Below are 22405 nucleotides of genomic sequence, written 5' to 3'. Positions count from 1 at the left end.
CGGGCTCTGAGATCCGATCGCGGGCCCGGTTCGATCATGCGCCGGGAGGACCAGGGTCGTCCCCCAGTAGGACCCAGCCGCGACAGGGCTGCGTCCAGTGGGGACTGACCGGGACATGATCGCGTAAGCCGGGACGGGCCCCGCTCGACAGCGAGCGGGGCCCGTCCCGGTCAGGTCAGGTCAGGGTGCCAACAGCCGTGGACCGGCCTTGACCACGCTCAGCGTGTCGTTGATCGGGTCGCCGTTGGAGTTTCCGTCTCCTGTCGTGCTGAACGAGGTCTCGGCTCCCACCCAGCCGCGGAAGCCGCCGTGGTCGTCGATGACCTGGATCAGGGGTTTGACGTGCGAGTTCATCTTGTAGCAGGTCTGGCCGGTCTGGGGCCGGTAGCCCAGGCAGCGGAACCAGTGTTCGTAGGCGTTGCGCCGGTCCCCGGCGAAGGACGCCAGGTAGAAGTTGATCGTCGCGTTGTCCTTGCTCTCACCCGGCGGGTAGTACGTGCAGCCGTCGCCTGCCGTGGTCCTGGTGGCTGTTCCGATGCAGCGGGCGTCCCTGCACTGCTTGTAGATCGACAGGCTCATGGAACTCGGGCCTGCGATGAGGCTGCCCTTCGAGATCCCGGAGTACCGGTAGGAGTAGTTCACCTTGTTCTCCGGTCGCATCAGGTCACTCGCGCTGGCGCTGGCCGAGAACGCGGCGTTGGAGCCGAATCCGTACCCCACGGTCGCCGTGTACCCGCTACCCGCTCCTGCCCAGTCGAGTTGGACCAGCGACGGGTCGACTGTGCCGTCGGTGCGGGCCACGGTCCTGACCGTCCACCTTTCTTCCAACTCCGTGCCTCCGGCGAGCCAGGTGACCGTCAGCGCCGAGCCGCTGAGTTGGTAGGTGCCGCTGGCGGATTCCGACGGCCCTGACATGAACCGCTTCGGCGTCCGCGCGTAGCACTGCGTCGGGCCGCAGTCGGCTGCCGCGATCGGCGTGTCGACCCTGATGTCCCGCATGGTGCCCTGGTTCCACCGCCACCACTGTGCGGTCACCGTGCCGTTGTCGGGGCGGAACGTGTACTGGCTGATCCGCAGCCAGTTGTCGGTGCGACCGGCCCGGAAACCACCGAGCGACACCACGAAGTTGGTTTTCCCCCCGGGCGCCGGTTGTGCGGCCGTGACGCCCTGGGGCGAGGCCGCGCTCGCGATCGTGCCACCCGCTGTCACCATCGTGCCGAGCACCGCCATCATGAGCACGACGGGCGCCACCCTGCGCCGCATTGACAGAACTACTGACATGTCCCGATCCCTTCCGCTGTCACCGCGCTCGCCGTTATGGTCCACACTGGACACGACGGGCTGGTGTCGCCACTCCGGGAAAGCAGTCTCTGCGGTGCGGCTTGCGGTTTTCTTCCGACGGATCCGGACGTCCGCCCCTCGCCGAGGTCGTGAAGCGGCCCGAGTAGGCCCTCGTTGAGATAACGGTCAGGTCTCGTCGGGGTTAACACTGGGTGATCCGGCCCGGGTGGAGCAGTTCGATTCGGCCGACCGGATGAGACCTCGCCCGCTCGTGGTTACACTCTGCGGTGGGAGGGTCCCTACTGGGGTAGGGACACGCTCATAGTGAGGGGTTGACATGGACAACTTGATCGAGCGCATCGACGCTGCAGGCAACCAGGTCGCTTTGAACGACTTCTTCGATCCGTGGGTCGACGCCATCGTCACGAACGGCATGATGCCGGGCGGACCTTGCCACAACTGACGTCGTAGACGCAGGGGACGACGTGCGCGTTCACGTCTTCCTTGGCCCCACCTTGCCCGGGCGGGATGCCCTGCGCATCCTGCCCGAGGCACTGGTGCACCCGCCCGCAGCGCACGGCGACATGCTTCGGCTTGACTGCGCGGCAGGCGACGTCGTGCTGCTGGTGGACGGGTACTACCACCACAGTGCATCCGTGCGGCACAAGGAGATACTCGCGCTGCTGAGCGAAGGTGTCCATGTCGTCGGGTGCGCGAGCATGGGCGCGCTACGGGCCGCCGAACTGCACCAGTGCGGCATGGTCGGCAACGGCATCGTGTTCGGGATGTACCGCGATGGCGTGATCGACTGTGACGACGAGGTCGCGGTGAAACACACCGAAGGGCCGGAGTACCGCAAGCTCACTGTTCCTTCGGTGGCCATCCGGCATGCGGCCGCGTCGGCGAGGCTGTCGGGTCTGCTCAGTGAACCCGACGAACGCGGCATCATCGGCATTGCCCGGAGTCTGCACTACACGGACCGCTCCTGGCAGGCCGTCGAAGTGTCCGCTCAGCGGGACGGGCTGGCCGACCAGGTGGCCCGGCTGCGTTCGTCGATGGCCGGGCAGCCGGACGTCAAAGCCCTGGACACGGTCGACACCCTGACGAAGATCGCGCGGCGCGAACTCCCGGGAGCGGGCCGACCGGGGGAGTGGGTGTCCTCCCCGGACTGGCGTACCGGGTTCCTCGCTGACTGGCAGGCCGAGTTCTCCGTCACCACAGTGGAAGGCGTCGAGGTCGGCACGGGCGCGGTAGCCCGGTTCCAGCAGATCTACCTCGCCGATTTCCCCACGCGGTGGGAAAGGCTCGTTCTGTCCACAGTGGCTGGACCAGGTGACGATCTGGTGCCGCGTGCCCTTGCCGCCGCGGCGCGACTGGGACTGACGCCGGAGTCGATCACCGCGGCGCAGGCGGAGTACTGGCTGACAGCGGCGGAGCGGGCCGAACTGTCCGGTGCGGACGCGGTGATCCGGTTGCTGGTCCGGTCCCACAAGGCGCCCGCTCCGGCCCGTCGGATCGCCGGATTCGACCCGGGTGTCGTCGCCGATCCGGCGGCACGCCGAGCCGTCGCCGAGGCGCAGGTGACCAACGCCAGGGTCGCGTCGTGGAAGAACGGCCAGAGCATCGCCCACCTGAACAGCGACGTGCTGCGCGCACACCTGGCTGAGGTCTGGCGAGCCGAGGGCAGCGCCGCGCTGACCGCGGCCGCCCGTGACCGCGGATTCGACTCGGTGGACGCGGCAGTCGCGGCGGTCCGCCCGTTCTTCCTGCGCACGCGGCTGCTGACCGGCGTGCGGGCGGACTGATGCCCGAAGCGAAGGTGTTCTTCACAGGCACGCACCGGGTCCGCACGCCTGAGCGGACATGGGAGGTCATCGAGCCGTTGCTGCCCAGGTTCGGGGTCACCCGCGTCGCGGACGTCACCGGGCTGGACAGCCTCGGTGTCCCGGTGGCGATGGGTGTGCGCCCGTTGGCTCGCCTCCTGGCCGTCTCGCAGGGCAAAGGGCAGACGGCGTTGCTCGCCAAGGTCTCCGCGGCGATGGAAGCGATCGAAGTGTGGCACGCGGAGAACGTGCACCCGCCGATCGCCTTCCGCGCGACGCCCGCCGAGGACCTGAACCTGCCCTATCGGATCAGCGGGCTGGTGTCCGGGCCCGGCGCGTTGGTGACCGACCGGACGCCGTTGGACTGGGTCAACGCAGTCGGAATGATCACCGGTGCCGTCGTGCCGGTGCCATCGGTGGCGGTGTCGCTGCCGCGTGCCGGCAGGCCATGGTCACTTCCGGGTTTCGAGTGGAGCAGCAACGGTTTGGCGTCCGGCAACAGCCACGCCGAGGCAAGCTTGCACGCCCTCTACGAGATCATCGAACGCGACGCGGTCTCCGTTCACCCCGACGGCACGTCAGGCCAGTACGTCGACCCCGCGTCCATCACCGACGACCACTGCGCCTCGCTCATCTCCTCGATCGGCTCCGGTGGCGCGACACTGACCATCGAGCGCCTGCCCAGCCGGTTCGGCGTGCCCTGCTACCGCGCCGAGGTCTTCAGCCCCGACTTCCCCGTCGCCGCGGTGGGCACAGGGGCGCACCTGGACGCCCACGTCGCCGTGTCCAGGGCGATCACCGAGGCGGTGCAAAGCAGGCTGACCGCCATCGTGGGCAGCCGCGACGACCTCCCGCCGATCTACCAGCTGGTTCGGCTCGGCGTCGACGAGTTCGTGCGGCGGCAGGGCACGCTGATGCCCTGGGACGAACTCGCCCGGACCGCCGCGGGGCCGTTCGACGACATCAGTGCCGAACTCGACTGGGTCTGCCGCCGGGTGCAGGAGATCACCTCGGTCGAGCCGCTCGTGTCGGATCTCAGCACGATCGACGAATTCGCTGTGGTGCGGGTGCTGGCACCGGGGACAGTGATCGACATCGACCGCGTACACGTGCCGATGCGATGACGGTCGTCACCGCTGGTCGATGATCCGCGCAGCCAGAGTGCTCAAAGCAGGTTCGACACCGGCTCGTCCGGTTTCGAAGAGAGTCTCGGCGTGGCGTCGGTTATCCTGCGCCGCGGCGGTGTCACCCATCGCCGCGTGCGCGGTGGCCGACACCGACAGGGCGTTCGCGTGGTCAAGGATGTATCCGTGGGCCTCCGCGATTCGCCGGGCCTCACGGGCGTGCGTGATCGCGCTCGCATGATCTCCCTGTGCCACAAGCACAGTGGCCAGTTCGGTGTGTGCCCTTCCGCGCTCGCGGGGGAGTTGCTCGGTCGTGCTCTTGCTGGCCAACGCCGCCGCTTCGGCCAGCCGTCCTTCTTGCCGGTGACCAGCGGCCAGCCCGAGCGTGACCGTCGGCGTCCAGTAACGAACCCCCTCACCCGCGATGGTCAGTGCGGCGTCGAAATGCCGCATCGCCGTGGCGGCGTCGCCCATGTCCAGCGCCGTCTTGCCGAGCACGTCGTGGCACCCGATCACGTGCCATGCCGATTCCATCTCCTGCGCTTTGGCCAGCGCACAGCGGCCCAAGTCCATCGCGAGCGCCGGTTGCCGCGCCAACCGGCTGACCTCGGCGACGTGCCTGCTCATCTCGATGCTTCCCGGCAGGAAATTGAGCTCCCAGAACTTCGTCAGCGCCCGGTCGAACCGGGCCAGCGCGGAGCTGAGCCTGCCTGCCCACATCTCCGCGAACCCCAGTGCACCCTCGCACCGGGCGTCGACGAGGGGCAGGTCGAGTTCGTCCGCGAGTTCGTCGGCCAGCGTCAGGTTCGCCCGCGCCCGATCGGTGCGACCGAGGTGGATGTACAGCATGCTCAGGTTGAACACGGTGATGCACCGGCCCGCGGGGTCCGGCCCGTCGCCGAAGAGCCGTAACGATTCCTCGAAGTGCTCGGCCGACTTGTCGTATTCGTCCATGTCCCTCGCGAAGACACCGAGCGCGCTGTGCGACCGTGCCTCACCGATGACGTCGCCGGCCTCGCGGAACAGTCGCGCCGCGGTGACCCCGTGCGCGCGCCCCTCGCCGAACTGCGTGTTCTGCAGGTGCAGCCGGGCGATGGCGTGGTGGATGACGGCTTGCGCCCGCGGGTCACCGGTGCGTTCCGCGGCGGTGAGCGCCGTGGCGTACGTGGACTTCCAGCTGGACTGGTGCCGTCGCCGCTGCAGGTACGGGGCCAGGGCTTCGGCGAGTGTCCATACTGGCAGGTCGTGCGCCGAGCCGGTGCCGATCATCGCGAGGAGGTTCTCGGCCTCGACGTCGAGCCACTTCAGCGCGTCGGGCAGGTCCGTCCACGGGGGAGTGGGCTTGGCCTGCTGCGTCGCGGGCGTGAGGAACGCGTCGGTGTAGAGCATGCGGCACGCCGAATACGTCCACTGTAGATAGAAAGCGAACAGTCCGGCCAGCGCCTGACCGCGTTCTTCCTCGCTGTCCTGGTCCCGCACCCGTTCGAGGACGAACTCCTTGATCAGGTCGTGGAAGCCCGCCCGGCCGGTCGCGCCGACACCGAGCAGGTTCATCGAGGTCAGCCGGTCGAGCATGCGCTGCGCCTCGGCCTCGTCCGGCCCCGCGACGGCCGCGGCGGCCATCCGGTCGAAATCAGGTCCGGGAATCAGGCCGACCATGCGCAGGAACCGGGACAAAGCCGGTTTCAGGGTGCTGTAGGACAGGTCGAAGGCGGGGCGTACCGCGGCCTCGTCGTCGCCCTCGATCTGCATCGCGTCCAGCCTGCTGCCGGACCGGAGCACTCGCACGTACTCCGCGATGCTGCTGCTCTCCGAACCGGCGAGGTTGGTCGACGCGATCCGCAGACCCAGCGGCAGGTACCCGCAGAGCGCGGCCAACGAGCCCGCGGCCCGGGGCTCCGCGTCCACGCGGTCCGCACCGACGATGTTGGTCACCATCGCGGCGGCCTCGTTGGCTGTCACGACTCCAACCGGAAACCGCTTGGCCCCGTTGAGGGCCGTCAGACCCTGGAGGTTGTTGCGGCTGGTGACCAGCACCGCGCAGGAACCGTCGGACGGCAGCAGCGGCCGGACGTGCTCAGGGCTCGCCGCGTTGTCCAGGATCATGAAGACCCGGCGGCCACCGAGCAGTGACCGCAGCAACGCGCTTTGCTCGTCGGCCTCGTGCGGGATCCGCTCGGGCTCGACCCCCAGCGCGCGCAGCAGCCGCGCCAGTGCGTCCGTCGCCGCCATCGGCGGGCTTGTGGAGTAGCCACGCAGGTTGACGTACAGCTGACCGTCGGGGAATTCCGACCTGAGCACGTGTGCGGCGTGCACGGCGAGCGCCGTCTTGCCAGCGCCGGGGGGACCCGACAGCACCACGAGCGGGACAGCCAGTTTGTTGCGTCGAGGACCGATGGTCAGCTCGCGGATCTTGGCGAGCAGGTCCTCCCGGCCGACGAAGTCGGGGATGTCCGCGGGCAGCTGGAACGGTGGTTTCCAGGTGTCGGCCGGTGGCGCGACCGCCGGTGCGGCCGGGGGTGGGGGCGGGGACACAGGCCGGTCGCTGGCCAGGATGCGCTGGTGCACGCCCCGCAGCGCGTCACCCGGGTCGATGCCGAGCTCGTCGCGCAGCAGCTGCGAGACCTTCCGGTACACGCCGAGCGCCTCGGCCTGGCGGCCCGAACGGTGCAGCGCGAGCATCAGCTGACCCCAGAACCGCTCCCGCAGCTGGTTGTCCGCTGTGATGGTGTAGAGCTCGCCGATCAGGTCGGCGTGCCTGCCCAGCGCCAGCTCCAGGTCCATCAGGCGTTCCAGGACCTGCAGGCGTTCCTCGTCGAGCCGCGTGGCCTCGTGCGCGCGCAGGAACTCCGACGGCACGTCCGAGAGCGGCGCGCCACGCCACATCGTCACGGCGGCACGCAGTTCGCGGGCTTCCCGTGCGGTGTCCGAGGCCGTGCGGGCCTCGTCCGCGGCGGCGACCCTGGCCCGGAACCGGCCGAGGTCGACCATGTCGGGCGAGACGGCGATGACGTACCCGGCGGGATGCGTGCTGATGAGCGCACCCGCCTTACCCAGGGCGTTGCGCAGCCGCATCACGTACGACTGGGCCGCGTTGCGCGCACCCTTCGGGGGATCCTCGTCCCACAGGCGGTCGACCAGTTCCTCGACCGAGACCACCCGGTTCGGCCGCAGCAGCAGGCTGGCCAGCACGATCCGGGTCTTGGCGGCGGGAACGGACACAGGCGTCCCGTCGACCGCGGCCGTCAAAGGTCCGAGGATGCCGAAGTCGGCGGTCACGCCTCGCTCTGGTGTCAAACCTCCTCCAGTTTCACTTGACGACGCGGCCCCGCAGGACGATCCGCTTCGGGTTGGCCAGCACAGTGTGGTCCGTCGTGGGATCTTCGTCGAAGATCACCAGGTCGGCGGGTGCGCCGTCGGTGATGCCGGGCTGTCCCAGCCACGTCCGCGCGGTCCACGAGGCGGCGCCGACCGCGGCCTCGACCGGCAGGCCCGCCTGGACCAGCAGGTCGACTTCGGTGCTGATCCGGCCGAAGGTGTCGGTGTCGGTGCCTGCGAGGACGGTCACGCCTGCCGCGTGCGCGGCGCGGATGGACGTCGTGAGGTGGTGGTCCCAGCCCTCGAGCATCCAGTCGCGGCGCGGGCCCGGCTCCCGTGCCCGGATCGCGTCGAGCATCTCGGAGAACGTCGTGAGCGTCGGGACCAGCGCCGTGCCCTGGGCGGCCATCTGATCGAGCAGATCCAGTTCGAGGTGCACGCCGTGTTCGAGGCTGTCGGCACCGGCGAGGACGGCGTTGCGGCAGCCCTCGGCGTGCTGGCAGTGCACCGCGACTCGGCCGCCGACGTCGTGCACGGCGGAGACGACCGCACGCATCAGCTCCAGCGGGACGGGCGGGTCCCCGAATTCCCAGTCGCCGATGACCTTGCACCACCCCGACGACGCCGTCGCCTCCTCGACCGCGGCGGTCACCAGCTCGTCCTCGGTGATCCTGCGGCCGAAGTCGCCGGGGAAGAACCGGTTCGGGGTGGCCAGCCAGCGGCCACCCGAGAGGACACGCGGCAGGTCCGGGTCCTCGTGCACCCACTGGGGGATCCTGGCCTGGGAGCCGGGCGTCCGCACCAGGAGCACGCCCGCGTCGCGGTGCGCACGCAGGTGCCGGACCATCCGGTCCTCGTCGAAGACGTCCGTTGGCTGCTCGGTACCCGGGTGGGTGTGCATGTCGACCAGGCCAGGCAGGATCCAGCCGCCGTCGCTGATCAGCTCGGCTTCGGACTCCGGGTCCACTCGAAGCCGGTCACCGTCTATGACGAACGTCTGATTCGCCCGGTCCGGCAATGTCGTCCCACGTACCCTGAAGGCCACTTCGTCTCCCCCGGCGATGGTCCGGTCACGTCGAACACTACCCGAACACGCACGCCGCGAGCAGGCGATTCACCGCTTTCTGACGTGCCGCTGACGGCGGCGTCATCGATCAGTCATCGAGACGACAGCGAGATCGAATAGACAAGAGGAGGGAAAGCGCCGGCCGATCGCAGGCTGGAGTCCGAATCGTCTGGGGCTCGGTTCGGACCCTCGGCTCGCGGGGCCGGCGCACCCCCGGCCGGGTCGGCTTGGCGCCCTCGTCGAAGACCGTTTCCGGCAGCTTGCGGGGGAGGGGGCCCGGGAACGACAACGGCCGTCCTCGGGCCCAGTGCCGCTCATCGGGCCGATGGGCTGCTGTCCCGGGGCGGGGCAGATGTCGATCGGACGGCACGCTGCCACATCACCGTGACGCACGCGCCTGCGATCAGGCACAGCAGACCGGCGAGGGCGATGGTGGGTACGGGACCGATCCACCCGGCAACGGCTCCACTGGCGACGATCACGACTCCCTGCGAGACGTTGACCCGGCCGCGGATCCGCCCGATCAAGCCCGCGCGCTGCGGTTCCGGCGTGAGGGTGGTCAGCGTTGTCTTGCTCATCAACAGGTAGGCGCCACACGCACCGGAGAGCAGGAACAGGACGGCGGCCACGGGGAGCGGTGGTCTCAGCAGGACGAACAGCAGCGGGATGCCGGTGACCGCGATCAACGGCGCCATGATCCGCTGTTGCAGTCTTGCCGAGAGGAACGGGACCGCCGCGGCACCGAGGGTGTTGCCCAATGGATCGGCGGCCATCAACAAGCCCGCGGCGGCGGGGTTGCCGCCCGCGTCGGAGGCGTAGGGGATGGCGAGGCCCTCCGGAACGACCGTGAGACCGGCCAGGGCTGCCATCGCGGCTATGGCGCGTATCCGGGGGTTGTGACGGAGTGTGCCGCGAGCGTCGCGGATGGCTTTCCAGTAGGAGGACGTGCCGGGCGTGGCAGCGGGCGGCATCCGGCGGACGAACAAGCCGACCAGGACGGCCGAAACGACGAACGTGAGCGCGTTTCCGGCCAACGCGACCTGGGGGTTGATCGCGGCGAGCAGACCACCGGACGGGAAGGCGGCGAGCTGCGCGATCTGGGAGGTGACGGTGCGGATGCTTTCCGCGCTGCGGTAGTGGGTGTCGTCCGGATCGGCCGCGTGCGTCGGGAAGATGTCACGCAGCGCCGCGTTGCGTGCCGCCGCGTGAGGTGGGTCGAGGATCTGGGTCAGCAGCAGGAGAGCGGACAGCACGGGCAAGGGGATGTCCGGGACAGCCATGGACGCGACGAGCACGGCACGGGTGAGATCAGCCGTGACCATGAAGGTGCGGCGCGGGACCCGGTCGGCGACCGTCGACAGCGGACCGCTGAACAAAGCAGGCAGGAATGTCAGTGCGTAGGTGAGCGCGGTGAGTGCGGCCGAGTTCGTGCGGGTGTAGACGAGGACGGCGAGGCCGACACGGGCGATCTGGTCCCCGGCAACGGAAAGCAAGTCCGCCAGCCACACCGCGCGGAACTCCGGCGACGCGAACACCTCACGTCGGGGCGCGTGCCGCACCGCTTTTCCTTCCCCAGCCGCAAGGCCCGTCGGTCGCTCTGTCCTGCTCGACGTAACGGATCGCCCACGGCATGGCGTCGCCGCGGGCGATCTTTCCAGCCGTCCGGCCGGTCACTCTCAGAAGTCGCGGTTGCGCACGTCGACCTCCCTCCCTGCTCAGGTCGATGCGCAACAGTCTGAACAACCGCAGGTCGCCAGTCCAGGTCCGGACAGTGTTTCGTCCGGCAGGGCACCGGCAGTGGGACTTCGGACAACACACAATGGACTGGGCGTGTGCTACTTGACGAACTCCTGGTCCACGGCTTGTTCGAACGTCGCGTACTCGCTCATGAACACAGGGTCGCAGAAGGGCAGGAGTTGTGTCATGAACAACGCTGTGATGTCGTTGGCCAGGTCCCCCTGTCGACGAGGAGCAACGCGGCGAGGCTGCCGATCGCCTTCGTCATCGAGAAGATGCGAAACGCGGTATCCGGCCCCGCGTCGTGAGTGGGGTTGGCGTGGCCGGAACTTCCCTGCCACAGCACACCGTCGCGGTTGGCCACCATCGCAACCAGATATGGCGCGTTTGCCGCGCAACGGCATCTGACACGACGCGGTCGAGTGTGGACACGCGTGCTCCTTGTTCTTTTGTCGAAGGATCAGACTTCCAGTCAGGCGGAGGCGGCGGTCAACGCCTGGAGTTCGGCTTCCGACAGCCGCAGGTTCTCCGCAGCGAACTGCGCGGGCAACTGCTCGGGGGTGCGCGCGGAGGCGATCATAGAAGTCACAGTCGGTTGCTGCGCGAGCCAGGCCAGCGCCACCGTGGCGATCTCCACACCCCGCGCCGACGCGACCTGATCCAACGCGCCGAGCACCTTCGCGCCGCGTTCGGTGTCCGCGTAACCGCCGGCCATGCCGGGGATGTTGCGCACGTTCTCAACGGTCTGCCCCGGGCGGTACTTGCCGGTCAGGAAACCGGAAGCGAGGGCGAAGTACGGGACGCAGGCCAGCCCTTCGCGCTGCACGATGTCCCGGCGCGGGCCCTCGTAGGTGTCGCGCGAGATGAGGTTGTACTGCGGCTGCAGGGCGGCGAACCGGGCGAGGCCCTCGCGGTCGGAGAAGGCCAGGTACGCGGAGAGCCGTTCGGGACTGATGTTGGAGGCGCCGAGGGCGCGCACCTTGCCCGCCTGCACGAGTTCGTCGAGCGCGCCGATGACGTCGTCCACCGGAATGGACTCGTCCCGGTCGTAGTGGATGTAGTAGAGGTCGATGTGGTCGGTGCCCAGTCGCCGCAGGGACTCCTCGACAGCGGCCTTGATGGTCGCGGGCGCGATCCCGAAGTAGTCCGGGTGGTCTCCCACCTTGGTGGCGATGACCACGTCGTCGCGGTTGCCGCGGGCGGCGAGCCATTCGCCGATGATGGTCTCGGACTGGCCCGGCACGTTGCCCTGCTCGGGGAAGTAGTTCATGTACGAGTCGGAGGTGTCCACGAAGTTGCCACCTGCGGCGACGAAGGCGTCGAGCACCGCGAACGACTGCTCCTTGTCGGCTGTCCAGCCGAAGACGTTGCCGCCCAGGCAGAGCGGGGAAACGAGGATGTCGGTGGACGCGAGCGCGCGGAGCTTGGCCATCCATCGAGTCAACCACGCGTTTTGTGAGCCGCATTCCCAGCTCGGCAGGAGTGCTCGAAAGGGGCAATCGGGTTTTCCCGAAAGTCCCGCCCCGGACAGCGGGGACCTCGAACTTTCGAGACCCGCACCTTCGGTTCAGGTGTCGTCCACCTCCGCCGCCCCGTCACGCGCCTGGAGCCGTGACTTCCAGTGGGCGAGGTCGCCGCGCGTGGTCGTGGTGTGCGGATGGTGCTGTCCCAGGATCCGTTGCTGGTCGTCGAGCAACGATTCGAACTCCCGCACTGCCTGCGCCGCGTCGCCCGCCCGGCCCAGCATCAGCGCGATCAGGCCGCGCGTCGTGAGCGTGTGGGGATGATCCGGACCCAGCACCCGCCGCCGGTCCGCGAGGACGTCCTTCAATTCGGCCATGGCTCGGTCCGGGGCTCCGGCCATCTCCCGCCAGAGAGCGAGGTTGTGCCGATTGGTCAACGTCTCCGGGTGGTTCGGGCCCAGTACGCGCAGGTGGTCCGCCAGCAGGTCCTCAAGCTCCCGGACAGCCTCGTTCCGTTCACCCGATTCGGCACGCCACCGTGCGAGGTTGTGCCGAGTGGCGAGCGTGTGCGGGTGGTCCGGGCCCAGCACCCGCCGCCGGTCGGCCAGCAGTTTCGACAACTCCGCCACTGCTCCGGCCACGTCTCCGGTCTCGGCTCGCCAGCGGGCGAGGTTGTAGCGGGTGGTGAGCGTGTGCGGGTGATCCGGCCCCAGCACCCGCCGCCGATCGACCAGCAGTGTTTCGAATTCTGCGACGGCGACTGCGGTGTCTCCGGTTTCGCCGCGCCAGCGGGCGAGGTTGTGGCGGGTGGTGAGTGTGGCGGGGTGGTCCGGTCCCAGCACGCGCTGGTGGTCGACCAGCAACGTCTTGAGCTCACTCACGGCGCCGGCCGCGTCTCCCGCTTCACCCCGCCAGTAGGCGACGCTCTGCCGTGTCTCCATCGCGTCGGGATGATCGGCCGCCAGGTGCTGACGAGCGTCGTCGCGCAGCCGCACGGCATAGTCGATGGCCGCGGCCAACAGACCTGCCTCGCCAAGCGACCGCACAGCTCTGAACAGCACCGGATGCCCGCCGGAGGCCCACAAGTGCGCCGACGCATGGCTGTAGAGCACGTCGGTGTTCGCCCGCAACGCGTGAGCAAGGGGTGTGTCGGTCTCTATCTCCGGCCAGATCTCCAGCAGCGCGTCCGCGGCGGCGCGCGCGAGGAAGGGCAGGCGTTCGGGCGCCAACGTGTCCCGTGTGGCCCGTTGGACGAGTGCGTGCACCCGGACACGTCGTACCCGGTCGTTCTTGTCGAGGGTGATCAGGCTGAGCCGGTGCAGGCACCCGAGCGCGTCGGCGACGGTGTCGGCGTCGACGTCCTGTGCCAACAACCTGCGGAGGTAACCGCAGACCGCGCTGAACGTGAACACCTTCGTGGGGATCCCGGCTGGATCGAGAAGGCACGCCAGCTCCAGAACCGGCCGCGCGAGGCCTTCCGGTCGCAGGCCGTTCGCGTGCTCGATCGACAGCGACCAGGTCGCGGCCACCGTGTCCCGGTACTCGTCGGGCACCTCCGTCGCCGCGGGCATGACCTGGGCCAGCGTCTTGCGCCGGTCGGCCAGCCTCGACCGGTACGCGGCGAGGTCGAGCAGGGGCTTGTCGGCGATGAACGCCGCGGCCTGCGCCAGCGCGAGCGGCAGGTGCCCGAGGTCGTCGGCGAGACCGCGCACGTGCTCGGACTCCGCCTGGTCGGGGATCTTCGCACTCAGATAGGACACCGACTCGGACTCCGTGAACACGTCGACTTCGACGAGTTGCCACCCCTCCCGCACCAGGGACGCGTCACGCCTGCGCGTGGTGACAAGCACTTGCCCGGTGGCGGTACGGGGTGGCCACCAGCCGCGCATGTCGGTGGGATCCCGCAGATCGTCCAGGACGATCAGCCACCGCAGCCGGGTCGTTCCCAGCCAGGCCAGCAGCGCCCTCGCCACCTGCTCGGGATTCCGCCGCGCGGCGCGCTGGTCGGTCCCCTCGATCGCGCGGACGGCCGCCTCGGCGTAACCAGCGACCACCGCCGATCGCGTGACCGCGTTGATCCAGACCGCCAGGTCGAGTTCCTGGTCTCCCCACGCCTTCCTGGCGTGCCGGGCGGCGAGCTGGGTCTTGCCGACGCCACCCAGCCCGGTGAGCACCACCTCCGGCGCGGTGAACTCCGGGGCGGTGTGCCGGTCCTGGTACCGGTCGGCGACGACGGGTGGGAAGCCGACCCGCGCGGGCCACGTCACCAGCCGCGGCGCGGCTTGGATGATCTGCGTGTTCCCGTCCCCGACCTGGACGCCGGTGTTGTGCCGCACGTCGATGCCGAGGAACGCGCTCAGCCTGGACTGTCGCTGTTCGCCACCCCACGTGGAAGGGCGCTGGTTCACAGCGGCGGCCTAGTCGTCGAGGCTGACAGTCATGGTGTTTCCGTCGCCCACTTGCACACCCTTGTTGTCGTGCACGTCGACGACGTACTTCCCGCGTTGGTCGATGTGCCCGGTCAGGTGCAGCACGGTCTTCGCCGCGGCCACCAGGTCGACATCGGGCTCCGCGTCCACTGTGGTCAGTGCCGCGACGAGCTCGTCGCGGTGCGCGGTCGGATCGGCGAGCAACCGCTCACCGTCCCGTCCGTCGCGGCGCAACGCCTTGCGTGTCAGGGACTTCAACCCGGAATAGGCGTCCTTGACGGCTGTCGACGCGGTGTCGGACACGCCTGCCGCGGCGCCTGCTCCCAGCGCTGCCACCACGAGTTCGGCGGAGTCGGCCAACATGGTGCGATGGTATCGGTCGAGCCGTGCGGGCGTTCCCGCACAAATGCGGAATTCGGGCACCGGTGGTCAAGGTGTTGCGAACGCCAGGAACTCCGCTCTGGCAGCGGGCTGCTCACGAAAGGCACGGCGGAGCGCCGAGGTGGTCATGACCGCGTCGGGTTTGCTGATGCCGCGTTGCGCCATGCACGCGTGGGTGGCACGCAGGATCACTCCGGCGCCGCGTGGGTTGAGGTGGTCGATCAGGGTGTCCGCGATCTGGCCGGTGAGGCGTTCCTGGACCTGGAGCCGGCGGGCGTAGTGCTCGACGAGCCGGGCGAGCTTGGACAGGCCGACCACTCGTCCCGCGCTGGGCAGGTAGGCGACCCAGGCGTGGCCGGTGAACGGCAGGATGTGGTGTTCGCACACCGAAGTGAACGGAATCGGTCCGAGGTGGACCATCTCGTCGACCGGCCCGACGTCCTCGAACTGGACGGCGAGGAACTGGGCCGGATCGCCCGGAGCCGCTGTCATCTCCAGCATCGCGTCGACGAACCTGGTTGGCGTCCTGGCGAGACCGGCCCTGTTCGGGTTCTCCCCGGCGAGTTCGAGCAGGGCGCGGACGCCGTCCTCGGCGCGGGCCCGGACGTCCAGATCCAGTGCTGGGTCGGTCAGTGTCATCGTCCCCGGTCCTCTTCTGGCCACAGCAGCATGTGCAGCCTGGTCGTGGTGTTGTAACCGCGCGTGAGGATCGCGTCCGCCAACGATCGGTGGCACGCGAGCACACGGGCGGCGGTGCGGCCTTCCGGCATGATCCACACCGCGCGGCGGGGGATCGAGTACTCCGACACGAGTCTGTCCACTTCGGTCAGATCGGTGGGCGACGCGGCCACGAACTTGAACACGGCCCTGCCCGGCGCCGCCGCGGCGAACGCGGCCAGTGCGCGGGGTTTGAGCCGCCTGCCTGCCGGGTCGCCGGTGTTGGCGAGCTTGGGCGACACCGTGAAGTGGTCGACCAGTTCGCCGACCGCCGGGGTGGGCGGGATGGTGCCGTTGGTCTCGACGTGCACCTGACCCAGCTCACGCAAGCCGGTCAGCAACGCGGTGAACGCGGGCTTGCGCTGGTGGGTCATCGGTTCGCCGCCGGTCAGGACCGAGATCGGTGCGCTGATGCGCCCGGCGCGCTCCAGGATGGTGCTCGTCCGGATCTCCGGGCACTCCACGGCGAGGTCGAACTTCGCGGCGTTCCACGTGTACTCGGTGTCGCACACCATCGGGGCGTCGCCGGTGCCGCACGACAGGTTGCAGCCGCCGAGGCGGACGAACCGCGCCCGGTACCCGGTGAACGGGCCTTCCCCCTGGAAGGTGGGACCGAACACCTCGGACAACGGGAGAGTCTGCCGGTGCCGGGCGAGCCCGCTGCCCGCGACGGGGATGCCGGTGGTCACGAGGCGTGCACCTCCGCCGCGTTGACGTGGGTCTCGGTCACCCGCATGTGCGTCACCACGAGGCGGGGGTCGAGATCGGTGGCGATGGTGGTGGTCACCCGGGTGAGCAGGTGTGCTGTCGCTTCCACGGTCGGCCACGGCAGATCGGCCGCTGGTTCGTCCTTGCCGAACACGAACACCCGGCCCGCGTCGGCCAGCGCAGGCAGCAGCGGATCGGCGACGCCGAGCATGGTGCCGTGGTCGAGGTTGACGTCCACCCATTCGCGCAGCGCCACTTTCAACGCGCCGAACTCGCACACCACTTCGCCGGGATCACCTGTCACCGCGGTGACGGTCGCTTCCAGCCACCAGGAGTGGCCGTGCAGGTTGACGCACTTGCCGCCCAGTTCGGGCAGCCGGTGCGCGGTTTCGAAGTTGTGCCGGACCTGTACCGACGTCTGCTGTGTCAAACGGCCTGTCAACCGGTCTGTCATACGGTCACCTGCTCACGCCAGAACGCCGTGTCGGCGTAGTCGGTGGGGTCACGCACGCCGGCCAGGTGAAACGCCTCGGCGCGTTCCACGCATGTGCCGCACCGGCCGCAGTGCCGCCCGGCGAAGTCGCCACCCTCGTAGCAGGACCAGGACAGTTCCATGGGTGCGTTGTGCAGTGCGCCTTTGGCCGCGATCTCGGCTTTCGTCAAGCGCATGTAGGGCGCCTCGACGCGGACGGTCTCGGTCCCGAGCATCGCCGCCAGGTTCGCCGCGGCGATGAACTCCGGTCGGCAGTCCGGGTAGATCGGGTGGTCACCGGAGTGCACGGCCGTGGCCACCCTCCTCAGGCCCCGCGCGGCCGCGATGCCTGCCGCCACCATCAGCATGATCGCGTTGCGGTTGGGCACGACGGTGGCCGTCATGGTGTCGGCTGTGTAGTGGCCGTGGGGGATGTCGCCCGCCCCGGTGAGCGCGGACCGGAGGTGCTGCCGCAACACGCCGAGGTCGACGATCTCGTGAGGGATCCCCAGTCGGCTCGCGACGGCGGCCGCTGCCTCCAGTTCGACGGCGTGCCGCTGGCCGTAGTGGACGCTGACGGCCTGCACGACGGCCCCGGTGCGCAGGAGTTCTGTCGTCAGCACGGTGGAATCCAGTCCACCCGACAGCAGAACCAGCGTCGAATCTCCTCGATCGCCATTGCCATTCACGAGCGGCAACCTTTCGTGGAATATCGTGGCCGTCGGCCGCGGTCGATGAGTGATCGAACTGGCCGTCGACCGGCCCGGATTCGGAGGGTGGTCAAATGGTCTCACCAATCGAGGGATGTCCGGAATTTGTCCATTCCGGGCGGGCGGATTCCATGTCGCGTTTCGCATGTTTGAAATGCCGCCCAGGTGTTCCTGTCGACGTCAACGCCGCTGTTCAGTGGCGTTGACGTGGCCTGGGCGGGGGTGTTCGCGGTTCGTTCGCGTCGATTTCTACACGTGATGAAGTAAGGCGGTCTGTCGCATGCGAATGACGGTACCTCGCCGCGTTCGAGCAATGAACCGGGAATGCCCTATTGATGACGCGAATCCCCCGGTTAGGTTACTTGTGTGATGCCGCGGTCATGGCATGGTGGATCACAGGTAACAGTCGATGCAGGGAGAGTCGTGTGGTTCCCGCTATGTCGAATGAAGAACGCGAATTTTTCCTGGCCGACGTCCACGTCGGAGTGCTGGGCGTGGCCACCGCGCGAAACGGTCACGCCCCGTTGCTCGTGCCTGTCTGGTACAGGTACACGCCCGGCGGTGACCTGGTCGTCCAGACCGGCCGGGAGACGGTGAAAGCGCGGCTGCTGCGTGTGGCGGGGCGGTTCAGCATCTGCGTGCAGGATGAAAGCCCGCCGTACCGGTACGTCAGCGTGGAAGGCCCCGTGACCTCCGTCAGCGATCCGGTGCCGCCCGCCGAGCGTGAGGCAATGGCCTACCGGTACCTGGATCCAGGGGAAGCGGGCCCCTACCTGGCAGCGACCGTGCAGCAGTTGACGGACGACATCGCGATCCGGATGCGGCCACAGCACTGGCGGACGGCGAACTTCGCGACGTTCGCCGCGGACTTCGCCGGCACCGTGTCGTGATCGACATACACACCAACGGGAACAGGACGACATGAGAACCGCCGAAGTCCCCGCGTGCCACACACGAGTCGCACCAGCCTATCCCGGCGACCGCAGTCTGCCGGATCTGTTCCAGGCACAGGTGGGCGCCCGCCCGCACGCACCAGCGGCACGGCACCGCGGCGGTGAGCTGACCTACGCGCAGCTCGACGTTCGCTCCGATCAGGTGGCTGCGCGGCTGCTCGACCACGGCGTCGAACCAGGTTCGGCTGTCGGAGTGTGTGGCGGACGGTGCCTGGAAGCACTCGTGGCTGTGCTGGGTGTGCTCAAAGCCGGTTGTGCCTATGTGCCGCTCGACGAGGAACTCCCGCCTGCCCGGTTGCGCGTGATGGTCGAGGACGGCGACGTGCACGCGGTGGTGATGCTGCCCGGCGCCAGACGCCCGCGTGGCCCGCGGACCTTCGTCGACGTCGATCCCGTGTCACGGGCGGTATCCGCCGATCCACCCGGTCACGTGCCGAACCAGACCAGGCGTGCGGCGTCTTCCCCTGGCACGGACTGTGCTTACGTGATGTTCACGTCCGGCTCGTCCGGTCGCCCCAAACCCGTGGTGATCACCCACCGTGGTGTCGTCCGCCTGGTGCTGTCCGATCCGGAGCTGCCGCCACCGGGTCCCGGCGACCGGGTGCTGCACGGTTACAGCCTGTCCTCCGACGCGTCCACGATCGAGATCTGGAACGGGCTGCTCACCGGTGCGTGCCTGGTCCTGGTCGACCGAGCCGACCTGGTTTCACCGCCGGCGCTGGAGGATGTGTTGCGTGACAACGGGGTGACGGTCGCGTACCTGACCACCAGCGTCTTCCACCACGTGGCCAGGACGCGTCCGCGGGCGCTGAGCGGGCTGCGTTTCGTGTCCGCGGGCGGTGAGGCGATGGACGCCAGTCTCGCCGCGACCGTCATGGCAGCGTGCCCGGACACCACCGTGGTCAACTTCTACGGGCCCACGGAGAACACGGTGGTCTCCACCGCCCACGTCCTGCGGACCGCGCCCGCGCAGGACAGGGGCGTTCCCATCGGCAGGCCTTTCGGCGCCTCCACCGCTTATGTCCTGCGCTCGGACCGCACTGTGGCCGCGCCGGGCGAGGAAGGCGAGTTGTACGTCGGCGGCGATGGTCTGGCCGTGGGGTACGCCGGCGACGCGGAGCTGACCGCCGAGCGGTTCGTGACGGTGGCCGTCGACGGGCGGCGCGAACGGCTCTACCGCACCGGGGACCGTGCTGTGCGGGCGCACGACGGGCTGCTGGAGTACCGGGGACGGCTGGACCGCCAGGTGAAGCTGCGCGGGCACCGCATCGAACTCGACGAGATCGAGGCTCGGCTGCGTATCCATCCCGCTGTCGGTGAGGCCGCGGTGGAGCTCGACGGGGACCGTCCGGTCGCGTACCTCACCGCCGCGGAACCCGGCGACCCGTTGCCGTTGGACGCGTTGCGCGCCTACTGCGCGCAGTGGCTGCCCAGCCAAGCCGTCCCGCTCCTGGTCGCGATGCGCCAGTTCCCGGTCGGCGGCAGCGGAAAAGTCGACCGGAAGCGGTTGTCGGTCAACGCGGCGACGCCGGGCGCCGCGGCACCGGTCGAGGGTGTGCTCGACGCGATCGCGCACGTGTGGGAGCTGGTCCTGCGGGAGCGTCCCGCCCCCGAGGACGACTTCTTCGCCATCGGTGGTGACTCGCTGCTCGCCTCCGAGATCGTCACCCGCACACTCGCGGTGCTCAACATCGACGCCACCTTCGGCTCCAGCCTGATCAGGTCCCTGCTGGACACGCCAACGCTGGCCGGGTTCGCCGAAGCCGTGCGCGCTGTGCGCGGCACCGGCACCACGACTCCTGTCGCGACGGTCGACTTCGTTCGTGAGCGGGAACTCGGACTCGTCCTTCCCGACGTCCAGGGACCGGCACCCCGGCCGGAGAACCCGTCGGAGGTGCTGCTCACCGGTGCCACGGGGTTCGTCGGTGCTTTTCTGCTGCGCCGCCTGCTGCTCGCGACACCCGCCCGTGTGCACCTTCCCGTGCGGGCAACGACATCCGCGCACGCCGAGCGGCGAGTGCGGGCCGCCCTTGGCCGATACGGGCTGCGCCTGCCGGACACGGCATGGGACCGGGTGGTGTGCTTTCCGGCGGATCTGGCGGCGCCGGGACTGGGCATGTCGCCCGGCCACGTCGCGGAGCTGGCAGGGCGTCTGGACCTGGTGGTGCACAACGCCGCCCAGGTCAACTTCCTCTATCCCTACGAGGCGTTGCGGGCAGCCAACGTGGAGAGCACGAGGGAGATCATCCGGCTGGCCGGGCCCCGGCGGGTGCCGGTGCACTTCCTGTCCACCATCGCGGTCCTGGCCGGATTCGGCACCGCGGGCGTCCGGCACGTGGACGAGGACACCGAGCTGTGTCACGCCGACCGGCTCAGCATGGGCTACGCGGAAAGCAAATGGGTGGCCGAGGGACTGCTGCGCCAAGCCGCGTCCCAGGGGTTGCCGACCGCCGTCTACCGGCCGTACGAGATCACCGGCGACCGGTGGCACGGCGCGTGCAACACCGACACGGCGATCTGCTCGCTGTTCAAGACCATCGCCGAGACCGGCCTCGCGCCCGACATCGCCCTGCCGATGGACTTCGTGCCGGTCGACTACGTCGCCGAAGCCGTCGTGCACGTCGCCACCCGGCAGCGGGCGAGCGATCGCGTCTACCACCTCACCAATCCGCGACCGGCCCTGTTGGCCGACGTCCTCGAACGCATGCGTGCCGCGGGCTTCGCCCTTCGGATGCTGCCGTACCAGCAATGGGTCGGTGAACTGGTACGGCACGTCGCCCAGAATCCCACCAGCCCCACCGCGCCGTTCGTGTCCCTGTGCGTCGACCGCGGGCACAAGGCCGACATCTCGGTCAAGGAGATGTACCTGGACGGGACCTTCCCGTGCCTGGGCAGGCGCAACCTCGAACAGGCGATGGCGGGCAGCGGCCTGCACTGCCCGCCTGTCGACGCCGCTCTGCTCGACCGCTACCTGGAGTACTTCTTCGACTCCGGCTACATTCCCCGGCCGCGGCAGCGTCGGGAATCCGACTCCAAGGATCTGGTATGACGCTCATCCCGGTACCGGCGCCCGACCCGGGTACGGCAGGGCCCCCTCGTGCCTACGCGCGCCTGCGGGTCGACGAGCCGGTGGTGCAAGCCCGGTTGGCCAACGGTGAAACCGGGTGGCTGCTGAGCCGGTACGACGATGTCCGTGCCGCGTTCGCCGATCCGCGACTCGTCCGGCCACTGCTGTCGGCGTGGCCCGTCCGCGAGGGCGCGCAGCCGCCCGCGTGCCTGCCGACGTTCCTGGAGATGACCGGCGGACAGCACCACCGGGTGCGCCGGGCGGTGCTGCCGCTGTTCACCCGGCCACGTCTGCGTTTCATGGTCCCCCGCATCCGCGCGATCGCCGACGGGCTGGTCGACGTCATGACGGGCGCGGGCACGACGGCGGACCTCGTCCCGTCCTTTGTGGAGCCACTGCCGTTGCGGGTGTTGTGCGAGACGGTCGGGTTGCCCTACGAGGACCGTGACACCTTCCTGCCGCACACGCTCACCCTGCTCAGCGCGGCGGGCCTGCCCATGGACGACGTGCTCGCCGCCTTGTACGCACTACAGGACTACGCCAGCGAACTGGTCAGTCGCAAGGAACACGAGCCCGATGACAGCTACATCTGCTTGCTGCTCAGTCGCCTGACCCGTGACGACGTCGTCAGCTTCGTGGTCACCATGCTCATGGCGGGTTACAAGACGAACATCCAGCACACCGGCAACGCGCTGCTGGTGCTGCTCACCCATCCCGGCCAGCTCGGGCTGTTGCGGGCCGACCCCGCGCGCATCCCGACGGCGGTGGAGGAACTGTTGCGCTACGTCCCGCTGATGAACGCCATCAACATCCTGGTGGCCCAGGAGGATCTCACGCTGCGCGGCAGGCGGATCCGGGCCGGTGACGCGGTCCTGCCCGTCATCGCCTCGGCCAACCGCGACCCGGCCGCGTTCACCGATCCCGACGACCTGGACCTCGCCAGGAGCCCCAATCCGCACACCACGTTCGGCCGTGGACCACACCACTGCACCGGCGCCCACCTGACCCGCCTGCAACTCACTGTCGCACTGGAGGTGTTGCTGCGGCGGTTGCCCGGTCTCCAACTCGACGAACCACCCGACGTGATCCCGTGGGACGAATCGACACCGTTGCGTGCACCGGCGCGCCTGCTTGTCCGTTGGGACAGGTGAAGCCG

At 69.1% G+C, this 22405-nt stretch carries 18 protein-coding genes; 6 read left to right on the top strand and 12 right to left on the bottom strand.

Annotated features, from left to right (window positions below):
* Positions 1–180 precede the first annotated feature (180 nt).
* Positions 181–1281, bottom strand: coding sequence for a hypothetical protein (locus tag ALI144C_RS10095; protein ID WP_143230554.1), 1101 nt, complete (start codon positions 1279–1281; stop codon positions 181–183).
* 337 nt (positions 1282–1618) lie between these two features.
* On the opposite strand from ALI144C_RS10095, the gene ALI144C_RS58365 reads away from it, so the two are divergent.
* From ALI144C_RS58365 to ALI144C_RS10085, 3 genes are read left to right on the top strand one after another with little or no spacing between them, the layout of a single operon-like run.
* A complete protein-coding gene (locus tag ALI144C_RS58365) occupies positions 1619–1744 on the top strand; it encodes a hypothetical protein (RefSeq protein WP_269086664.1) in 126 nt (41 codons plus the stop codon).
* Between the two features lie 22 nt (positions 1745–1766).
* Positions 1767–3086 (top strand): TfuA-like protein, encoded by a 1320-nt coding sequence (locus tag ALI144C_RS10090; RefSeq protein WP_076986769.1) that lies wholly within the window; start codon positions 1767–1769, stop codon positions 3084–3086.
* A complete protein-coding gene (locus ALI144C_RS10085) occupies positions 3086–4228 on the top strand; it encodes a YcaO-like family protein (RefSeq protein ID WP_076986768.1) in 1143 nt (380 codons plus the stop codon). The genes ALI144C_RS10090 and ALI144C_RS10085 overlap by 1 nt, the downstream gene beginning before the upstream one ends.
* Positions 4229–4234: 6 nt before the next feature.
* Here the strand turns inward: ALI144C_RS10085 and ALI144C_RS10080 are convergent, their stop codons facing one another.
* The 11 genes from ALI144C_RS10080 to queC form a co-directional block, all read right to left on the bottom strand.
* A complete protein-coding gene (locus tag ALI144C_RS10080) occupies positions 4235–7525 on the bottom strand; it encodes an AfsR/SARP family transcriptional regulator (RefSeq protein WP_083752892.1) in 3291 nt (1096 codons plus the stop codon).
* A gap of 13 nt (positions 7526–7538) precedes the next feature.
* Complete coding sequence (locus ALI144C_RS10075) at positions 7539–8591, bottom strand: amidohydrolase family protein (RefSeq protein WP_143230553.1); 1053 nt, start codon at positions 8589–8591, stop codon at positions 7539–7541.
* 335 nt (positions 8592–8926) lie between these two features.
* Complete coding sequence (locus tag ALI144C_RS10070; protein ID WP_076986765.1) at positions 8927–10171, bottom strand: MFS transporter; 1245 nt, start codon at positions 10169–10171, stop codon at positions 8927–8929.
* 362 nt (positions 10172–10533) lie between these two features.
* Positions 10534–10725 (bottom strand): serine hydrolase, encoded by a 192-nt coding sequence (locus ALI144C_RS58990; RefSeq protein WP_441297547.1) that lies wholly within the window; start codon positions 10723–10725, stop codon positions 10534–10536.
* Between the two features lie 96 nt (positions 10726–10821).
* Complete coding sequence (locus ALI144C_RS10060; RefSeq protein WP_076986763.1) at positions 10822–11781, bottom strand: aldo/keto reductase; 960 nt, start codon at positions 11779–11781, stop codon at positions 10822–10824.
* A gap of 135 nt (positions 11782–11916) precedes the next feature.
* A complete protein-coding gene (locus ALI144C_RS10055) occupies positions 11917–14220 on the bottom strand; it encodes a tetratricopeptide repeat protein (RefSeq protein ID WP_076986762.1) in 2304 nt (767 codons plus the stop codon).
* 9 nt (positions 14221–14229) lie between these two features.
* Entirely contained in the window at positions 14230–14604 is a 375-nt protein-coding gene (locus tag ALI144C_RS10050) for an RIP homotypic interaction motif-containing protein (protein WP_076986761.1), read from the bottom strand.
* 66 nt (positions 14605–14670) lie between these two features.
* On the bottom strand, positions 14671–15261 hold the full coding sequence (gene folE / locus ALI144C_RS10045; protein ID WP_076986760.1) for a GTP cyclohydrolase I: 591 nt from the start codon (positions 15259–15261) through the stop codon (positions 14671–14673).
* Positions 15258–16028 (bottom strand): 7-carboxy-7-deazaguanine synthase QueE, encoded by a 771-nt coding sequence (locus ALI144C_RS10040; RefSeq protein WP_237774080.1) that lies wholly within the window; start codon positions 16026–16028, stop codon positions 15258–15260. Before ALI144C_RS10040 ends, folE begins: the two co-directional genes overlap by 4 nt.
* Positions 16025–16501 (bottom strand): 6-pyruvoyl trahydropterin synthase family protein, encoded by a 477-nt coding sequence (locus ALI144C_RS54240; protein ID WP_076986759.1) that lies wholly within the window; start codon positions 16499–16501, stop codon positions 16025–16027. Before ALI144C_RS54240 ends, ALI144C_RS10040 begins: the two co-directional genes overlap by 4 nt.
* On the bottom strand, positions 16498–17208 hold the full coding sequence (gene queC, locus ALI144C_RS10030) for a 7-cyano-7-deazaguanine synthase QueC (protein ID WP_076986758.1): 711 nt from the start codon (positions 17206–17208) through the stop codon (positions 16498–16500). The genes ALI144C_RS54240 and queC overlap by 4 nt, the downstream gene beginning before the upstream one ends.
* Positions 17209–17666: 458 nt before the next feature.
* Between queC and ALI144C_RS10025 the strand changes: the two genes are divergently transcribed.
* Genes ALI144C_RS10025 through ALI144C_RS10015 form a run of 3 tightly spaced genes read left to right on the top strand, consistent with a single transcriptional unit; the run spans position 17667 to position 22400 of the window.
* Positions 17667–18119 carry a pyridoxamine 5'-phosphate oxidase family protein gene (locus ALI144C_RS10025; protein WP_076986757.1) on the top strand — a complete coding sequence of 151 codons (453 nt, stop codon included), beginning with the start codon at positions 17667–17669 and terminating at the stop codon, positions 18117–18119.
* A 31-nt stretch (positions 18120–18150) separates the two neighbouring features.
* The gene (locus tag ALI144C_RS10020; RefSeq protein ID WP_076986756.1) at positions 18151–21231 is read left to right on the top strand and encodes an amino acid adenylation domain-containing protein; all 3081 of its coding nucleotides are present in this window, start codon (positions 18151–18153) and stop codon (positions 21229–21231) included.
* Positions 21228–22400, top strand: coding sequence for a cytochrome P450 (locus tag ALI144C_RS10015; RefSeq protein WP_076986755.1), 1173 nt, complete (start codon positions 21228–21230; stop codon positions 22398–22400). Before ALI144C_RS10020 ends, ALI144C_RS10015 begins: the two co-directional genes overlap by 4 nt.
* Positions 22401–22405 lie beyond the last annotated feature (5 nt).

Source organism: Actinosynnema sp. ALI-1.44, from assembly GCF_001984155.1.
Taxonomy (GTDB): Bacteria; Actinomycetota; Actinomycetes; order Mycobacteriales; family Pseudonocardiaceae; genus Kibdelosporangium.
This window is presented reverse-complemented; position numbering and strand designations above follow the sequence as displayed.